This is a genomic window from Mycobacterium paraffinicum, from assembly GCF_001907675.1.
Classification (GTDB): Bacteria; Actinomycetota; Actinomycetes; order Mycobacteriales; family Mycobacteriaceae; genus Mycobacterium; species Mycobacterium paraffinicum_A.
Window position 1 is genome coordinate 39,818 of the sequence record NZ_MPNT01000027.1, and the last position, 16,246, is coordinate 56,063.

Below are 16,246 nucleotides of genomic sequence, written 5' to 3' on the forward strand. Positions count from 1 at the left end.
GCAGGTAGGAGACGTGTGTGGCTGAGTTAGACGTCAACCCGGCTGATTTGGTGCGCTTCGCGGACGCCTACTCGGAATTGGCGCAGCGTGCGGCGCAGATTTCGCCGCAGGCCGCCGACGAGGTGCAGAAGGTGATCGACACCCACGGACCGATGGGCTATCCCACCGCGGTCGGGATCGCGGCCGGTCTGGCCAAGGCCGAGGCCCCGGTGCAGGCCAAGGTGGCTGATTTCAACGCCTACGCGCAGCGGCTCACTGAGCACGCGGACACCTATACCCGGGTCGACGGCCAGGACGCGCAGCGGGTGAAGGCGCTGGATTTCTCTACTGATCTGCCCGGCACGGGGCAAGGCAAAGACTCGCCGGCCACGCCGTTGGACTCCAAGACGTGGAAGCCCGGCGACAAACGGCATATGCCCTACATCGCCGGGAAAGGTGGAAAGGGACCGCCGAATTCGTGGGAGGGGCCACCGTGGGTCGACGTCTACGACAGGACTAAAGATCCGGATCAAGTTCCGCACAGTTTTGTTCGGTCTGATGAGATCCCGGGCGTGAAAGTCTTGCCGCCCAACCAATTAGGCCCGGCGCCGTTCTATGACGAACACGGCAACGAGATTCCCTACGTTGAGTTGAGCCCGAAGTCGGGGGTGTGGGTGCCGCAATCGGATTTCCCTGGCGCCAAGATGTATTCGCCGGGTGTTACGCCGAACCCTTTGCCGCCGTATGGGTATGACGAGTGGCTGCCGGGCTCAGGGATTTATCTGTGGCATGGAGATATGGTTCCCGAGCCGTATAACCCCCATAGCATGCTGCCTGGGCAGACCACGCCGCAATAAACCGGCCATCCGAGCTGTCAGCGACGGCCTGGGTGCGTTCGCCCGAAAGCGCGCGCTAGTAGCGATTTTCGGGCGGCGGCCTCGGCGGCGGCACGGGTACGGCGTTGCGCGCGAAGGTCTCGGTCGAAGCGGCGGTACAGGATGCGTTCTTCGCGCCGGCTGGGTTCGCTGTTGATCAGCCGGCTTATCTGGGTGTCGGTGAGACTGGCCGGTTGACCAGCGCTGTCGTGGGCGGCGATGACGATGTCGCCGCGCAGCAGGGGCACCTCGTGGGCGGTGAACCGGGTGATGGCCAGCAGCAGCCCTGTCGCGTGACGGTTCACCCGCAGCCACGGGTGGTGGGTGAACCAGAAGTCGAGTGTGCCGTCGGTGCTGGTCAGCACTTGCAGTTGGTGGGCGCGGACGAGGTCGGCGATGTCGGCCACACATCGAGGCTCCACCTTGTACAGCTCTTCGTTGTGGCTGGCCAGAAGCGTAATCATGGTTCCCGGTGCTCCTCAGCTACTATCCTTTGGGGGTCGAACCTCAGGCGGGGAGCGGATACGGTCGGCCCGAAAAGAATTGCCGCACAGACTAATCGCATTCGTCTCGTTCAACGCTCGAATGGTAACAACCGGAGCGGACACCGTAGATCAGTTGGTCATGGTGGCCGTTCGAGGGCGCGTTTGAGCGCCGCCTTAGCCGTAGCCGCGGTCCTTGTCGACGATTGCCTGCAGTGCAGAGTGATAGCGAACAATCTGCATGCGCACCAGGTCGAGTTGTTGCAGCGTGGCCGCCAACGTTGTGGTGGTGTTCCCGTACGTTGCGTAGCTCGTGGCGCCGAGGAGATCAACGCCAAGGGGCTCGGCGGGGTGTTCGCGTGCTTCGGTGATGTCGTTGCGTACCGCCTCGAGCTCGACCTCAACCCTTCCGATCAGATCCGCGGCCCGTTGCAGGTGTCGGTCGCGTTGTCGCACCACGAGCTGGCGGCAGTGCTCCCAGGTGGGCACGTTGGCCGCGGGCAGGTAGGAGTGTCCGCGGGCGGATCTCACCGCTTGCGGCAGCAGCTCATCAGCAATGAGCAGCTGTAGCGTTTCGGCGCTGATACCGCAGAGTTTCGCGGCGTCGGAGAGCTTGAGGCTTTGCGGCGGTTCAGGATTGGTCAACTGCTTAGCGGCCTTTGCGTAGTACGTGCACCCGGGGTTTGGGAGCGATCAGCGGGGCGCCCTTGGGGCCTTTGATGTAGTCGCCGATGTATTTGGGCTTGCGCCAGCTGTGGTTGGGGCCGTAGGCCTGCTGGCGCCAGTGGCCCGTGACGGGGAAGCGGTGGTTGTAGGTGCGGCCGGGCTCGGCGCCGGGTTCAGAGGTGGTGGCTCGGGCACGTAGATCGACGATCGTCACCGTTGAGGGCTCTCGCGGTGGCAGTTCTGCGGGTGGGTGGTGGTCGTCGGTGTCGGCTGGTGGGGGCTCTGGCGGTCGAGGCGGTCCGATGGTGCGGGTTTCGGCGACGTTGGCTTGGGCCATGAGTAGCCAGGCCGCCCAGACGGCGCTGACGAAGGGGTGCGCGCTTTCGGTGTTGTGGACTTCCTCGGTACGAGGGATGTCGGGGTTGACCATGATCGTTTGCGCTCCCCAGACCGGGGAGGTGGTGTCGGCGAGCCGTAACACCTCAGGGTTTTGGTCTTCGCGGGAGAACGGCACCATTTGGAGCAGGCCATCTGGTCTGCTCCACCACCACACGCCGTCCCAGGCGATGTCGATGATGGTGGCTACGTCTGGGGTGAGGCCTTGGGCCAGGTAGGCCGGGTTATTCAGTCCGGCTTCCACGGCTTCGGGTTTCAGCAGTCCAGACGGGACGGTGCCCGCGGATTTCGCCCAGCACAGCATGCCCGTTGGCGCTGGTAACGCGGCTGCCGGCGTCCACTCAGGTAGGGATTGCGTGGCATCCAAAACGACGTCGACCATGTCGCGGGCGACCCAGTACAGCTCGGCGGTGCGCAGGGCCTGGGCTTCGGCCCTGATGATGGGGGCGGTGTCGGCGAATCTCTTGATCAGGCGTTGGATTCTCTTCGCCGTGGCGATGTCTTGTGCTGAGGCATTCGGCGGAGGTGGGACCTTGTATTGGTCGAACGAGATCTCCGCCGTGGCGTCGAGCGCGCTACACCATTGCCGGCGGATGATCGGAACGCTCGTTGCCGCCCACGGGGCACCACGCCGCCGGCTCATGGAAGCTCGCGTTCTGACTCGATGCGCCTGTTTTCCTCGGCGCTGACGATTGGGCACTTGATGTGGGCGACGAGCCGCATGCAAGTATTCTGCGCCACCATCCTTCGAGCAGCGATCGGCACTTATCGGGTGAGGGCTCGGCGGTGGACGGTTTCGATGCTCTTGGTGGTGTTGGCGGTGAGGCGTTCAGGGATGATGGCGCCGGCGTCGTCGAGCAGGTTCAGAGCTTTGGTGAGGGCGTTGTGCGCGTTCTCCTCGGTGACCGCGGGGTCGCGGGCTTGGCGCATGAGCTTTTGGGCCTGATCGATCTTGTGGCGCTCGTCGGGGGTGAGCCGGCGGCCGCCATGGCTGATGCCCAATCGCGCTTTGCGGCGGGCGTTTTCGTCTGCCGCGCCGAATGCGCGGCGGGCCGCGGCGGCCGCGTCGACGAAGGCGATGACCATGTCGGTGTCGGCTGGGACGGTTTCGGTGCACAGGGCCTGCGCGGTACCGAAGGCGGTGTAGAACGCCGCGGTGGCTGGTTCGGTGATGTCGCCGAGGAGACGGCGGGTGAAGTACACCGATTCGGGGTCGTTTTCGAAGGCCATCAGGGCCTCGCTGGTGTCGGCCAGCGTCGTGACGCCTTGCTGCCAGAGTTGGATCTGTGCGGCTCGGCGCTCTTGTTGTGCGCGTTTGTCGACGCGGCGGCTAGTCAGGTATCGCGACGTGCCCAGGATCAGTAGGGCGGCGATGAGGATCCCCAGGCCGATGGTGGCCGGGGTGACCCAGTCGATGGGCGGGTCGGGCGTCGCGGCTGGCGGTGGGGTGCTGACGGGGTGGTGGGCGGCAGGTTGGGTGAGTAGTCCTGACATGTCCGAGGCGGTTCGGACCATCTGGGGAAGGATGCCGACCAGGGCAAGCAGGATGGTGCTGCTCAGAATAAGTTTGAGGATTGCTCTGGATTCGGGCATGGGCGTTGGCCTTTCGGGATATCCGGGGGGCGGCTCAGTCGGTCTGGCAGGCCGCGGTTGCGGCCGCGCGGTCTTTGATGGTGATCGGCAGGTGGTACTTGACGGTGACGGTGAGATAGCGGATGACGTAGGGGCATTTGCCGATCGCGGGTAGCCATTCCGAGGGGGTGGATTCGCCCTTGCTGCTGTTGGCTGAGCTGGATACCGCTACGAGCTCTGCCATGTCGTTGGCGAAGATCCGGCGCTGCTGCAGATCCCATTGGGCCGCACCAGCGTCCCAGGCCGCCTTCAGCGGCACTATATGGTCGACGGCAACATGTTTGAGGTCGACGGCCTGCCCGGTGTAGGGGTCTGGCACCAGCCGTCCTGCGATGACCTTGCAGTCCCGGGTTCCCGGCTTGTACTCGATGTCTTGTAACGCTGTGTGTAGCAGCCGGTTTCGTGTGTCGCATCCGCTGTGATCTAGGGGGTCATTCCACGCGGCGCCAAACACGCAGCCGTGCCCTTTGCCGCATCCGCGGTCATACCCGGGTACGGGGTTGATCTGGTCGACGATGCGTACCTGTGCGAGCAGGCCGGCCAGGGAACCGGTAGCCGGCGCCGGCGCCGCTGGGTTGGATTGGCTGACGCCGAGGTGGGCGCACCCCGCGGTGATGGCCGCGGCCGCAACCACAGCCCACCGGCTGCCGCGGCGCCGTCGGGTTGTGGTCGCGGTGGCGTGCATGTTGCTGACCGTAACGCGGACCAGCGACACAGTGGACGCTTCGTCGATTGGCACTGGCGTTTGTTTCGCTTGGTGCGTTGTCGTTGCGTCGGTGATGTCGGTTCTGTGGCTGATAATGAGTGGATGTCTGAGCCTGTGGGTAGCAGTCGGCAGTCACCCAAACTGCCGCCCGCGCGAATCCAGGACCTGACGATGCTGGTTCGGTTCCTGGCAGGCCCGCGGCGATCCGCGCTCTCACTGATGCCGGGCGTGCGCTCGCTGAGCAATACTCCTTTGAAGAGGGCGGTGTCATCACCGCGCTCGGGAGCGACTGACCCGCCGGTGCACGGCATGCGCGAGCATGAAACTGGTGGGCAGTGGAGCGATTTCAGCCGCACCGTGTTCGAGTTCGCCTGCGTTCTGGCTGCCACCCAGTCCCACGGCTGGCCAGAGGATCCGTGGGAATTCTGGGCGCAACCGTGGCAATGGGACAGAGCGCATGCATTGTGGGCCAGGCTCGGCAAACCGCAACAGCCGCACCCGATGTGGCGCCGTTTCGGGTATGCCGTCGACACCCACAGCGAAGATGCAGCACTTGCTGAACTGGAAGAATCTGGCACGCTCACGCCGCTGTGGTGGGAAGACGACCGTGAATGGTCGCCCTTCGCGGCTGCCCTTGCAGCAGCGGGCCACCGCTACCTCGCCGACTACGGTGCGCCGCTACTCGGTGACGGCGAAAAGGGCCTGGTGTTTCGCTGGGTCTTGGACGAAGCTCATACGGCCTGGGTGGAACTTGGCCGGCCCAGCCACATAGGCGTGGCTGGGCCGAATTTCTGATCCGGTGGAGGATCGTCTCCGCCTCGCGATGACTCGGTAGGAAAGGCCCCGCGAGCTTCTGAGTTCTCTGGCCGCCTATCTGGTTAAGGCTGCGGCGCGAGGGCCGGGCCCGTAAGATCTGCGCATCCTGGGCGATGAAGCCCCCGCGTGCTTGGCGATAGCCTTCTTTCTCTGCCCGCCGCCTAGACATTGCCCACTACACCAACATTCGTGAGGATTTGCCGTGCGCGATGAGTTATTCTCCGGCTTCAGCGAAAGCGGGTGGGACGAGGCGCCGTGGGACGCTGAGCCCACATTCACTGCTGAGGAATTGCAGATCCTGCTCAATCCGACACTGTCGGCCGCGGAAGCCGCTGAACGCGTCGGCTGCGTCGTACACGATGTTCTGCGGTTGCGTCGAACATCCTGAGCGCGATGGTCGTCGACGCGAAATGCCGCTACCGCGGCTCCGCAGGGAACGAGTCCCCACTCGGAGGTTGTGGTACCCGTCAGCATTATTGTGGTACCATCTACCTATGGCGCTGAACATCAAAGACCCCGAGGTCGACCTGCTCGCCGAAGAACTCGCCGCCCGGATGGGCCACCGCAACAAGACACAGGCCATCCGCGACGCCCTCCGAGCCCAGCTCGCCCTCCTCGAAGCCCAAGCAGGCGATCGCGTCACCCATCTGCTCGACGTCATGCGGACCGAAATCTGGCCCCTGTTACCCGACCACACACCGATCACCAAACAGGAACGCGAGCAGATCCTCGGCTATGACCCCGAGACGGGAGTCTGACCGTTGATCGTCGACACCTCAGCACTCATCGCGCTGATCCAAAACGAGCCCGCCGCCGAACAGGTCGCCGCCGCCCTTGCCGGCACCCGCCATCCCGTCATCGGCGCACCCACGCTGACTGAAACACTTATCGTGCTAACAGCCCGCCAGGGCCCAGTCGCGCGAACCGTATTCGACCGCCTCCGAAGCGAAATCAACCTCAGCGTGGCTGAATTCACCACCGACCACGCTTACGCAGCCCAACGCGCATACGTCCAATACGGCCGCGGCAACCACCCCGCCGCTCTCAACTTTGGCGACTGCATGAGCTATGCCACCGCCCAACTCGCGCACGAGCCACTTCTAGCCATCGGCAATGACTTCCCACAGACCGACCTTGAATTCGGCGCAGGCATCATCGGTTACTGGCCCACACCGCTCAGAACAGCACGCCTGCCGACATGACCGAACGCCACAGCGGGAACAGAGCCGGACCGATATGCATGCCCTTGTCGGACCACAGATTCGAACGTGGCACAACGTAGCGGAACACCACACCGAGAAACCGGCTGTTTTTCTGCTACGGCTGACGGCGTCGGTCGTCGCTCTGGCGCGTTGCTCCGTGCATGAGCACCTCGGTGGCGCTGACGAGCTCATCGTGTTGTTCGATGAGGCCGTTGCGGCGCAGCTGGCCGAGGTAGGTCGAGAAGGTGCCGCCGCTGACGCTGACGCCGGCCACGTCGGCGATCTGGGTTCTAGTCAGCCCGTTCGGGTAGGCGTCGATGGCTGCTTGCAGCATTCGTGCCGCGCCGGCGCGCAGGACGCCGAGGTAATGCTGCTGGAGTTCTTGGGCGGTCATCGGTTCCGGACGGTGGCCAAGGTAATTCCAGCCGGTCTCGGTCAAGGTAAATCCAGTGGCGTTTTCGTCGATGAGTCCTGCGCGGCGCAGTTGGCCGAGGTAGGTAGACCAGGTGCCTCCGGTGTGCTTCATGCGGGCGACGGTGGCCCACTGGGCTTTGGTGAGTCGCAGCGGGGCCATCCGGGCCAGCGCCGTGATCATGCGTTGCGCTCCGGATCGAAAGCGCAGCGGTGCGTCGGGATTTGGTTCGGACGCCGGGGAAAGGTCGGTGGCTGAAGAGGTTTCACCGTTGGTCTGTGTGGTCACCGCGTGGGTGGGTTGAGGTTCGGCCTGGTGTTGGGGTTTGGCGGGTGCTGCCGGAGGTGGGGTCTCCTGCCTTGTTGCGATAGGCGATGCCGGCGCGGTGGTAAGGGCATGCAGCGCCGAGCTGATCAGATCAGCCGCTGAGCGCAGGGACTTGACGACATCGGGATCTACGTGACGTCGTGTCTGAAGGTCGGCGAGTTGTGCACGTAGTGCTGCGATTTCATTCGCGCGGTCCTCGAGGAGCTGAGCGGAGCCAGACGCCTGCCGAGTCGTATGCTCCGCGCGCGCAGTGGCCGCGGCGAGTTGGCTACGCAGGGATTGTATTTCGGTGTGCAACACGTGAGGGTCGTTGTGGCGTACGCGTTCTCGTGTGGCAGCGATCTCCGCGCCGAGCTTTTCCAGATCGATGTCAGCTCGCTTTTTCGGGATCACCCGTGTCTGTCCTGGCTTGGGTGTGGCGTGCGAATCGAAGGTGCTGAACATGGGAAACGTTGTGCGTTCGAGGATTCGGAGAAATCCGGGGCTCCACACCCACCCTTGGCCGGTGGGTAGCGACGGCAGCGATGTGATGACCTCGCGGGCGGTGGTGTCATCATGGTCGGCGTTGACACTGATCCAGTCTTGGACGGCCTTGATCGAGCGGGGCCCGGTCATTCGGAGCAAGATCACCGTCTCCATCAGCTCCAAGACGGATTTCGCAGTTTCCTGGGGTCGCTGGCTGACGACGGTCATGCCCAGGCCGCGGTGGCGGCCGCGTTTGGCGAGGTCCTCCATCGCTCCCAGGAGCCGTGCGGTGTCCGCGGCGGCGCGCTGGGGGATGAGGACGTCGGCCTCTTCGATCACCACGTGGAGCGGGTCGCGGTTGCGGTGGTAGAGCCGTTCGGCGAATGCGGTGGCAAACGTGCGTGCCTGGGACTTGCTCATGTGTGACAGGTCCAGCACCGCGGGGAGCCGGTCGTCGACGATGAGGTCTGCGAGGAGATGGCCGGCGGAGGGTTCGAGAGGGACGTCGTGGTGGTCCCCGCCGAAGATCACGAAGGGCAGGCCTGCGCCCTTGCCGTCGGCGCTGGAGCGGATGCCCCACCAGTCGCCTTTGACATCGAGCACGACCACGGGCAGTCCGGCTGTGTGCATCAGTTCGACGAGTCGGTGTGTGACGGCGGACTTTCCGCCGCCACGGTTCGCGAGCACCGCGACTGTTGCGGTCACTATTTCGGGTGGCAGGCGGACAGCGGGGGCGAGGTCGATCGCTGGGATCGTGGTCGTCACGGCCTGGGCGTTTCTGCTGGCCACGCGGTTCATAAGGCGACGATAGCGCCGTAGCGCGACGCGGCGGCGTTTAGCTGATGGGGCTGGAGGTGGCGGCGGTGACGAAGGCGGTGCAGGCGGTGGGGTCTTTGCGGCCGGTCGCGGATTTGAGGCGGCTGTTGGCGTCGACGCCGTACGGGCGGACAGCGTGGATGGCGTGGCCGACGTTGTCGGCGGCCAGGCCGCCGGCGAGGATGACTGGGAGGGGGTGGAGGCGTTCGACGATGCGGCGGCTGGTGGTCCAGTCGTGTGTGAGTCCGGTGCCGCCCAAGCGTGTTTCGGTGCGGCTATCGAGCAGTAGCGCGTGGGCGGTGGTGGCTGCTTCGTCGGCTTCGTCGAGGCTGTGCGGGCCGGTGATGTGCACGGTGCGGATGATGCGGCGGTTGGCGCGGCGGCCCCAGAGTTCGCGTGCAGCGTCGGGGGTCAGGGCACCGTGGGCTTGGATGGTGTCGACGCCGAGGAGGTCGGCCACTTCGCAGATGCGCGAGGCGTCGGTGAGGTGGGTGACTAGCACCGTCGAAACGAAGACCGGAGTGGCCGCTGCGAGGTGTTGGGCTTGTTCGATGTCGAGTTGGTCCTCGCTGAGGTGGGTGGTGCCGACGATCAGCCCTATTGCGTCGGCGCCGGCGGTGACCGCGGCCGCCAGGTCGTCTCGCGTTCCGATGCCGCAAATCTTCACGCGCACAGCAGAATTCATCGCCGGGCCAGTTAGTCGCGTTGGGCGCGTATGTAGAGGAAGAACGGTTGGGTGTTCAATGCGTGGAGCAGCTCGGCGTCGATGTCAGCGCTGGGCTGGATCTGTGGTTCTTCGACGGTGTCGATGCTGAAGCCGGCGCGGCGCAGTTCACCGAAGATGCTCGATAAGGGCCGGCGGTATGACTGGGCTGTGACCTCGAGGCCGCCCCAGTTCCACTCCTCGCTGACCAGCTGAGTGCGGTGGTAGTCCGTGCGATCTGACAACAGCCATCCGGTGATGGGGTGATGCAGGGAGAAGACCAGCGTTCCGCCGGGCTTGAGGCAGCGGTGAAGTTCTCGCATCAGCGGGGCCCAGTCTTGGATGTAGTGCAGGACTAGCGAGGCCACGACGACGTCCACGCTGGCGCTTGGGGCGATGTCACTGGGCTGGTCGAGGTCGACCAGTTTGAACTGCGCCGCAGTGCCCACCCGTTGACGGGCCAGCTCAATCATCTGTGGCTCGGCGTCCACGGAGAGCACCTCGGCGGCTCGTTGCACCAGGTGGGTGGTCAGGCCGCCGGCTGCGCACCCGAGTTCGAGAATGCGTTTTCCGCTCAAATCGCCGGCGAGTTCAAGGATGGTGGGCCGGTCGTATTGGGTGTTGACCGGATTCTTCACTGACCAGGCGGCGTAGGCGCTGGCGTGGTCTTTGAACAGCGAGGTGGCGGTCATCGCTTTCATCGTAGGGTCACTCGGCGCCCAGTTTGCGGAGCGCGATGTCTCTTCCGGGCCTCTTCTCGTCTTCCGGAGTCGCGTCGAGTCGCGTGGTGAAGTCGCATAGAGTCGCTTTTGGCTTCTAGGCTGGCTGTGTGGCGAATTTGTTGAAGGCGCTTCTCGACGAACGTCACATGCACGCGTACTCCGAATTCATCGCTGAATATAAGCGCGCGGCCCGGGAATTAGACCTGCCCCGTAATGCCGTCCCCCCGACCAAATCGCAGTATTACCGCTGGGTCGGAGGTCAGGTGCGGACCCTTCCTCAAGGGCATCACTGTGTGGTGCTCGAGCGGATGTTTTCGGGCTGGACGGCCAAAGAGCTGTTCGGCCATGAGCAGCCTCGCGAGCCGTCTGTTGCGGGTGATGACGATGTGCTGGTCGGGATCGGTCCGGGCCTAGACCCTGCGCTGTTGGCGGGGGTGTGGGCGACGGGATATCTCATCAGCGGCGGGTACCGGCACGTCGATTTGTCGACGGTCGATGTGCGGGGGGCGGGGATGGTGTCGCGTAACTATCCGCCGGCGCCGCGGTTTGAAGGTCATTCGGCTGGGCACGAAACCGATGTCACCGCGCGGCTGTTCGGCCGGCACTTGATGGGGCATTTCCGTAATCACAACGACCGCTACTTCTTTGGCTCGTTGCATCTTGTGATGCTGCCCGGTGAAACGATTCTCGACGGCTACTACACCGGTTTTCTCAATGATGCTGCGGTGGTGGCCCATCCGTGGCGGTGGGTGCGGGTGGATCCACGGACGGTTGAGGGAGTCGACCTCAATGCGGTCACCTTGGGCGATCCCGCCGTTGTCTATGACGCCCTCGCCGGGCGTAACCAGTTCGACGGGCCGCTCGCGCTCTCAGACATCGTCGGCGCTGCCTGAACGGCGGCCCGCGCGACGCGGTAGCCGAGTCGCGTCGAGTCGCGCGGTGTGGCGGGACGAAATACGACTCGGTACGCGACTAAACGGGTCTGCAAGCCGTCGCGGAACGACCGCCCGATCGCGCATTGTGTCGCTATGTCACCGATGTGGAGTAGTGGTGCGGTAGGGGCGGGGGCCTGTCCGAGCCCAGGGTTGAAGCCCTCGGGCGCTGCCGTGCTGCCCTGCCCGCTTTGGGCTAGACCACAGCGCAAAACATAGCGCGGTGTTTACAGCCATTGCACCGCTGTGTTTTTGTTGGTAGCGTCTGCACCCATACCCAGCAGGCCAAGGCAAGGAGACCGGCCCTAATGAGTGGCTTAACACCACCCGCAGAGACCCCAGAAAACAGCGCGCCAAAACACAGCACCCGCAGATCGCGGCGTGCCGCCACAGTCCGCTGGGCCCCCCTCGGCGCCACCGCCTTTTGCCTGCCGCTCACCGGCTTTCCCCATTCGCGGGCCCGACTCCACTCACGGCGATTGTTATCGAATCGTTATTGGCGAGTTGTCGTTTTTTCCTTTGCTCACTTTCGTGACTTTCCGCTTTTGACCTGTTGGAATTTTTCTGTACCCAGCCTCGATGCCGGGGCAAAGGCATAGGGCGTTCGGAGGACCGATGGGAATGGAAAGGCTCACCAGCAGGCCCGTTGTGGCCGTGGCTGCTGGTTGCGCGCCGGCCTTTCCCCGCGCGCAGCGTGGTTGCGTGGCGCGCGCCGATGCAGGCTGCGTCGGCGGCAAGGGTTTGCTGGGGATGTCGGCGTCGTTATACCGGGGCGCCGGGCGGGCGGTGGCGGGCGCGCTGATAGGCCGCTTGGTATTCCTCGACGCTGATTCCGAGACGCCTCGCGAGATTGACCGCGTTCGCGTCGGTCAGTGCAAGGTCGGCGCGTTCAATGCCTCGCAGGGTAGTCGTGGCAATTTTCGCGGCCGCCGCCAACTCGGGTTGCGTCAATCCTCTGATAACTCGCCAGTCTCCCGGGTAGCGCTCGTCGGCCGGGACGGTGACGACCTCTTCAATCGGGGTATCAAGAATGCGCATCACTCGCGTCAGCAAGTCGACCTGCGGAGTACCACGGCCGGCTTCCCAAGCATGCACAGTCGACCGGCCGACGTCGGCGAGGCGGCCCAAGTCGGCGACGCTGATACCCCGTTGTCGGCGGGCCGCGGCGAAGGCCAGCGGATTAAATCCGCGCAGTACTCGCCGCGTCATAGGGGGCAGCCTGCGGCGAGGTTCATAGTCAAGAAGATTCACCGAGGTATCCCGCTTCCTGTTAATGCCGGTGTCATACTCCGCTGTCTTAGTCTAGACTACGGTGGAACGGTATCCGCGATGGAAAGCAGGCGACAGGTGGCTGACTTGTTAGGCATCTGCATTCAGAACCGAGGCTGGGCCCCCACACCGAGACCTGCCGGTTCCACGGCGGCAAATTCCAGACCACTGGGGGGTTGAGATGAAGGTCACCCGTATCGCCTACAGCCGCGACCTCAACAACGGCAAGTACAAGCAGCTGGTGCAACAGGCGAAACTGCTGGGCCGAGTGCGGTCGCTGGTGTGGCAGCAGTACGGCTCTGTCAGTGGGGTAGGAGTACGGGATCGGGAGATCCGGGATACCTGGATGGCTGACGGCACGGCTGCATCGTTTGGGGTGCTGGCGAACTCGTGGAAGGAGACGCTGCGCGACGCGGTCGGCGACATTCGTGCGCGCCGGGAATCAAGCAAGGTCAAGGTGCGGAGCGCCGTGTACAAGCACTGCCTGGACCCAGGTGAACGCCGCCGCTACTACACGCTGCTCAAGGCGGACCAATGGGCCGAGGACACCTATTTGTCACGCCTGATGCGCCAGCACTACACCCGAGGCCGTAACCACACCCACAATCAGATCGTGGTGCGTGCTGACCAATACCGCACCTTCACTCGCACCGATGGTGGAAATGTGTGGCTGGCCGTGCCGGGCTTGGTGCGGCGACAGATGGTGCGTATTCCCCTCGACACGACAGTGGCGCCGACTGGCACATTACGAATTATCCTGCGCAACAACCGTGTCGAGGTGCATTACCAGATTGACAGCGGCTCGATGCGGTCGTCATTGCGGCCCTCCGGAGATCGAGTCATCGGAGTGGACAAGGGCTATACAGAGGCGTTCACCGATGCCGACGGTGACCATCACGGCGATGGCCTAGGCGAACGGCTCGCCGCTGAGTCTGACCATCGCAGGATTAAGAACGAACGTCGCGCCAAGATCCGAGCAATCGCCGAGAAGGCCTTCGCTGCAGGGGACTTGGCGAAATCAGCCCGCATCGTGAACAACAACCTCGGCCTAACCAAACGCACGCGAAGGAACGAGCGCTTTGAAGTCACGATGCGCAGCCTGGTGTTCAGCGCCGCTCATGCTGTCGTGAATAAGGCCCGTGAAGTGGTGGCCGAGGACCTGACTCGGCCTATACCCAAGCAAAAGAAGCGCGGCAAGACGATAAACCGGCGCCTATCAGCCTGGATAAAAGGCGTTGAGGCTGAGGCGCTGGCCAATGTGTCGGAGCGCAGAGGTTCTGCGCTCACCCTGGTCAACGCGGCCTACACCTCACAAGTCGCGCCCTGCTGCGATGTGCTCGCGCATCGACACGGGGATCGGCTTCACTGCACCCGTTGCGGGGTGGTGTGGCAAGCAGACCACGCGGCAGCGATCAACATCGAACGCAGGAAGTCCGACCCCGACATCGGCCTGTATACCCCGCACCTTCGGGTCAAACAGATTCTGCTCGAGCGTGATCGCCGACGGCTCAGCACTGCCGAGCCAGGACTCCAGCCCTCACAGAGGCGGAGAGCGAACAATCATCCATTCGACGGTCACCAACGCACCAACAGTGACCAAGGAATAGGAAGCAGGATTCGGTGAAATTGCCTCACGCTCTTGGGCATCGCCCGACGCCTCAGATGCCCTCACTCGCGGGGTTCGAGCCATGCTTCGCACCGGTTCCCAGCTCGCGGGTCAAGCAGCCCGCCCAGGTCGTGCGTCCGGTGTACTGGTGGACCACTGCACTGCGCCGGCGCGGCGATCTGCTGCTCGGCGTGCACTTCGATGCCAACCACCTGACCGCGCGCGTGAGCGTGCGTCTGGCCTCGTATCGCATCGTCGAGGCGGTGCGCAGCAACGACCGCAATCCTGCGCTGCCCGATGACGTGCCCACCCTGCTCGCCGAAGCGGTGTGGCGCCTGGGTGCCCTCGGCTGGAGTGAGCAGCTCGACGAGCTCCTGGACCTGCTGCGCGCGGTCGGCTTGATGAGCGCGCCGGGGCCGATCCGTAAGTGCGTGGCGCCGATTCCCGGGCGGGTGTGCCAACCCGACCGCGGGGTGCGGATCGTGTACTGGTGGGCGCTGGGGTTGCTGCGTCAGGGGTGGCAGCTGCACGCCTGCGGCGAAGATGTTGCTCGATTCGGGTTCGTTGCGGAGATTCCGGGCCCGGACGGCGAGCCGCGGTTGGTCGTCTACCCGGGGGATATGGCGCCGGACGGCACCGAGGCCGCGGCGTTGGCCAACCACCTTGTCCGGCTTAGCACCCGCCAACGCCGGCTTGTGCGCCAGGTCCTCGCCGACAGCGGGGTCGGGAAGGGCCGGGTGCTGTGATGTTGCTTGGGCCACAGGGCTTTTCGAAGGTGGTGGTACGGCTTCTGAGCTAGCTGCGCCCCGCTGCTGGCGCGGCGCTTTTCGCACATGTCAATAGCGATGACCCTGTCCTAGAAACAGAGAAGCCCCCCGAAGGGGGCCAACTCTGGGATTTGGACGACGAAGGTACCAGCTTCGCGCCCAAGGGTCTTCCCCCCGAAGGAGGAGATGACTTTGCTGAGTCACTCTCAGGGTAGAGGCTACCCATCAGCGGAATCAAGCCTTTCTGCTCTCAATGCCCGTTCGACGGTGCTGACGTGCGCCGACGCACCTCTGGTCGCGGCTGCCGCGGCCGTAACCGCCACCCGTAGCCGCGCTGGGCACCCGTCCGCGGTCTTCGCCGACTGCCCGCTGTGCGGCAAGGAGCCGCTCGAGCCGGTCCGGGTGGAAGGCCAGTGGGCCTGCCGTAGTTGCACCAGCGCCTGCCTGCTGTGTGGCTGGCCGTGTGTACCGGGCGACGAGGCGTGCGATGAGTGCGTCCGGCACCTGGGCCTGGACCGGCAGGCGGTGCTGATATGAGTACCCCGGCGCTGCTCGTCGAGGCGAGCACCATCGGCGACCTCTCGACACCGGCCGAGTTGTTGGCGGCCGCGGCTGGCCCCTACCAGTGCGCGGAGTTGGCGATTTGGGCGGAGTTGACCCGAAGCCTGATCGAGTACCCGCGCATCTGGGGGTCAGTCGAAGAGGGCGCCATGCTGCTGGGTGAGGAGGTCGACGAGCTCTGGGAAGACGTGCGCGCCAACCGCATCGACCATGCCCGCCTAGAGGCTACGCAGGCCGGCGCGATGGCTGTCCGATTCATCGCCGACCTCTACGACCCTGTTGGGCCCGCCGGCGACCGGTGTCGCGCCGCGATGGCCGAACAGCGCGCCGTGCGCGCGGCGGTGGGCCCCAGGCGCGCCTTGTCTTCGAGTCACGAGGGATTTGGCTTCCTGCGACGCGAATACGACGCGCTGTGGTCAGCGATCCGTTTTGATGACCCCGCCCGCCCCGCCGCCGCGCGAGTAGCGGGCATGGCGGTGCGGTTCATCGCTGAAATCACCAGCACGCCAACGTCAGTGGGGCGTGCGTCATGATCATGACGCTTCGTGAGCAGCAGTGGCGCAAGCAAGCCGTGTGCTATCTGGAGACCTCGGATGCCCCGGAGCTGTGGACTCCTGAGCATCGGCCCAAGCAGGATGTGCGGGTCCACCTCGAGCAGATGTGCCGGCGCTGCCCGGTGCGGCAGGAATGCGCGGCCGACGCAGTGTCATCTGAAGCCGAGGGCGGGCTGTATGCCGGCGTCTGGGTGCCCGAGCGCCGCAAGAAGGCCCAGTGGGCTATGGCTATGGCCAGGTTGGGTGAGATCGCCGGCCGGGATGCGGTTTCAGATGAGCTCACCACGCTGGGGGTCTCGGCATGACCGCCACCAGGTGTGCACCCCCACGGCGGCCACGGCCGCGGTCGGAGGATTTC

20 protein-coding genes are annotated in these 16,246 nt (G+C 64.6%); 11 read left to right on the forward strand and 9 right to left on the reverse strand.

What is annotated here, in order from left to right; translation table 11 throughout:
• Positions 1–17 precede the first annotated feature (17 nt).
• Positions 18–836, forward strand: a complete 819-nt coding sequence (locus tag BRW65_RS31020; RefSeq protein ID WP_065498567.1) for a type VII secretion target — start codon at positions 18–20, stop codon at positions 834–836.
• 17 nt (positions 837–853) lie between these two features.
• Here the strand turns inward: BRW65_RS31020 and BRW65_RS23230 are convergent, their stop codons facing one another.
• The 5 genes from BRW65_RS23230 to BRW65_RS23250 all read right to left on the reverse strand — a co-directional run bounded on the left by BRW65_RS23230 (position 854) and on the right by BRW65_RS23250 (position 4,715).
• Positions 854–1,318, reverse strand: a complete 465-nt coding sequence (locus tag BRW65_RS23230) for a hypothetical protein (protein ID WP_065498568.1) — start codon at positions 1,316–1,318, stop codon at positions 854–856.
• Positions 1,319–1,513: 195 nt separating this feature from the next.
• Positions 1,514–1,981: a MerR family transcriptional regulator gene (locus tag BRW65_RS23235; protein ID WP_065498569.1), complete on the reverse strand. Its 468-nt coding sequence runs from the start codon at positions 1,979–1,981 to the stop codon at positions 1,514–1,516.
• 4 nt (positions 1,982–1,985) lie between these two features.
• Positions 1,986–3,041: a hypothetical protein gene (locus tag BRW65_RS23240; RefSeq protein WP_065498570.1), complete on the reverse strand. Its 1,056-nt coding sequence runs from the start codon at positions 3,039–3,041 to the stop codon at positions 1,986–1,988.
• Positions 3,042–3,163: 122 nt separating this feature from the next.
• Positions 3,164–3,991, reverse strand: a complete 828-nt coding sequence (locus BRW65_RS23245) for a hypothetical protein (RefSeq protein WP_065498571.1) — start codon at positions 3,989–3,991, stop codon at positions 3,164–3,166.
• A gap of 34 nt (positions 3,992–4,025) precedes the next feature.
• Positions 4,026–4,715, reverse strand: a complete 690-nt coding sequence (locus BRW65_RS23250) for an HNH endonuclease family protein (protein ID WP_065498578.1) — start codon at positions 4,713–4,715, stop codon at positions 4,026–4,028.
• 123 nt (positions 4,716–4,838) lie between these two features.
• Between BRW65_RS23250 and BRW65_RS23255 the strand changes: the two genes are divergently transcribed.
• The 4 genes from BRW65_RS23255 to BRW65_RS23270 all read left to right on the forward strand — a co-directional run bounded on the left by BRW65_RS23255 (position 4,839) and on the right by BRW65_RS23270 (position 6,754).
• A complete protein-coding gene (locus BRW65_RS23255) occupies positions 4,839–5,531 on the forward strand; it encodes a hypothetical protein (protein ID WP_131810732.1) in 693 nt (230 codons plus the stop codon).
• A 223-nt stretch (positions 5,532–5,754) separates the two neighbouring features.
• Complete coding sequence (locus BRW65_RS23260) at positions 5,755–5,940, forward strand: hypothetical protein (protein WP_073878630.1); 186 nt, start codon at positions 5,755–5,757, stop codon at positions 5,938–5,940.
• 106 nt (positions 5,941–6,046) lie between these two features.
• Positions 6,047–6,310 carry a type II toxin-antitoxin system VapB family antitoxin gene (locus BRW65_RS23265; protein ID WP_065498573.1) on the forward strand — a complete coding sequence of 88 codons (264 nt, stop codon included), beginning with the start codon at positions 6,047–6,049 and terminating at the stop codon, positions 6,308–6,310.
• Positions 6,311–6,313: 3 nt separating this feature from the next.
• Positions 6,314–6,754 (forward strand): type II toxin-antitoxin system VapC family toxin, encoded by a 441-nt coding sequence (locus BRW65_RS23270; protein ID WP_065498574.1) that lies wholly within the window; start codon positions 6,314–6,316, stop codon positions 6,752–6,754.
• A 115-nt stretch (positions 6,755–6,869) separates the two neighbouring features.
• On the opposite strand, the gene BRW65_RS23275 is transcribed toward BRW65_RS23270, so the two are convergent.
• The 3 genes from BRW65_RS23275 to BRW65_RS23285 are packed head-to-tail and all read right to left on the reverse strand — an operon-like array spanning position 6,870 to position 10,169.
• Entirely contained in the window at positions 6,870–8,756 is a 1,887-nt protein-coding gene (locus BRW65_RS23275; protein ID WP_065498575.1) for an ATP-binding protein, read from the reverse strand.
• Between the two features lie 37 nt (positions 8,757–8,793).
• Positions 8,794–9,447, reverse strand: coding sequence for a phosphoribosylanthranilate isomerase (locus BRW65_RS23280; protein WP_108724089.1), 654 nt, complete (start codon positions 9,445–9,447; stop codon positions 8,794–8,796).
• Positions 9,448–9,470: 23 nt separating this feature from the next.
• Positions 9,471–10,169, reverse strand: coding sequence for a class I SAM-dependent methyltransferase (locus tag BRW65_RS23285; RefSeq protein WP_207546042.1), 699 nt, complete (start codon positions 10,167–10,169; stop codon positions 9,471–9,473).
• 137 nt (positions 10,170–10,306) lie between these two features.
• Between BRW65_RS23285 and BRW65_RS23290 the strand changes: the two genes are divergently transcribed.
• Positions 10,307–11,092, forward strand: coding sequence for a hypothetical protein (locus tag BRW65_RS23290; RefSeq protein WP_073878632.1), 786 nt, complete (start codon positions 10,307–10,309; stop codon positions 11,090–11,092).
• A gap of 801 nt (positions 11,093–11,893) precedes the next feature.
• Here the strand turns inward: BRW65_RS23290 and BRW65_RS23295 are convergent.
• Positions 11,894–12,382 carry a helix-turn-helix transcriptional regulator gene (locus BRW65_RS23295; protein ID WP_244168176.1) on the reverse strand — a complete coding sequence of 163 codons (489 nt, stop codon included), beginning with the start codon at positions 12,380–12,382 and terminating at the stop codon, positions 11,894–11,896.
• A 199-nt stretch (positions 12,383–12,581) separates the two neighbouring features.
• Between BRW65_RS23295 and BRW65_RS23300 the strand changes: the two genes are divergently transcribed.
• The 5 genes from BRW65_RS23300 (at position 12,582) to BRW65_RS23320 (ending at position 16,193) form a co-directional block, all read left to right on the forward strand.
• Positions 12,582–14,024, forward strand: coding sequence for a zinc ribbon domain-containing protein (locus BRW65_RS23300; RefSeq protein ID WP_065500638.1), 1,443 nt, complete (start codon positions 12,582–12,584; stop codon positions 14,022–14,024).
• 38 nt (positions 14,025–14,062) lie between these two features.
• Positions 14,063–14,752 (forward strand): hypothetical protein, encoded by a 690-nt coding sequence (locus tag BRW65_RS23305; RefSeq protein ID WP_242657568.1) that lies wholly within the window; start codon positions 14,063–14,065, stop codon positions 14,750–14,752.
• Positions 14,753–15,040: 288 nt separating this feature from the next.
• A complete protein-coding gene (locus BRW65_RS23310) occupies positions 15,041–15,310 on the forward strand; it encodes a hypothetical protein (RefSeq protein WP_244168177.1) in 270 nt (89 codons plus the stop codon).
• On the forward strand, positions 15,307–15,867 hold the full coding sequence (locus tag BRW65_RS23315) for a hypothetical protein (protein ID WP_065500644.1): 561 nt from the start codon (positions 15,307–15,309) through the stop codon (positions 15,865–15,867). The genes BRW65_RS23310 and BRW65_RS23315 overlap by 4 nt, the downstream gene beginning before the upstream one ends.
• Complete coding sequence (locus tag BRW65_RS23320; protein WP_083212065.1) at positions 15,864–16,193, forward strand: WhiB family transcriptional regulator; 330 nt, start codon at positions 15,864–15,866, stop codon at positions 16,191–16,193. The genes BRW65_RS23315 and BRW65_RS23320 overlap by 4 nt, the downstream gene beginning before the upstream one ends.
• The last annotated feature ends 53 nt before the right edge of the window (positions 16,194–16,246 follow it).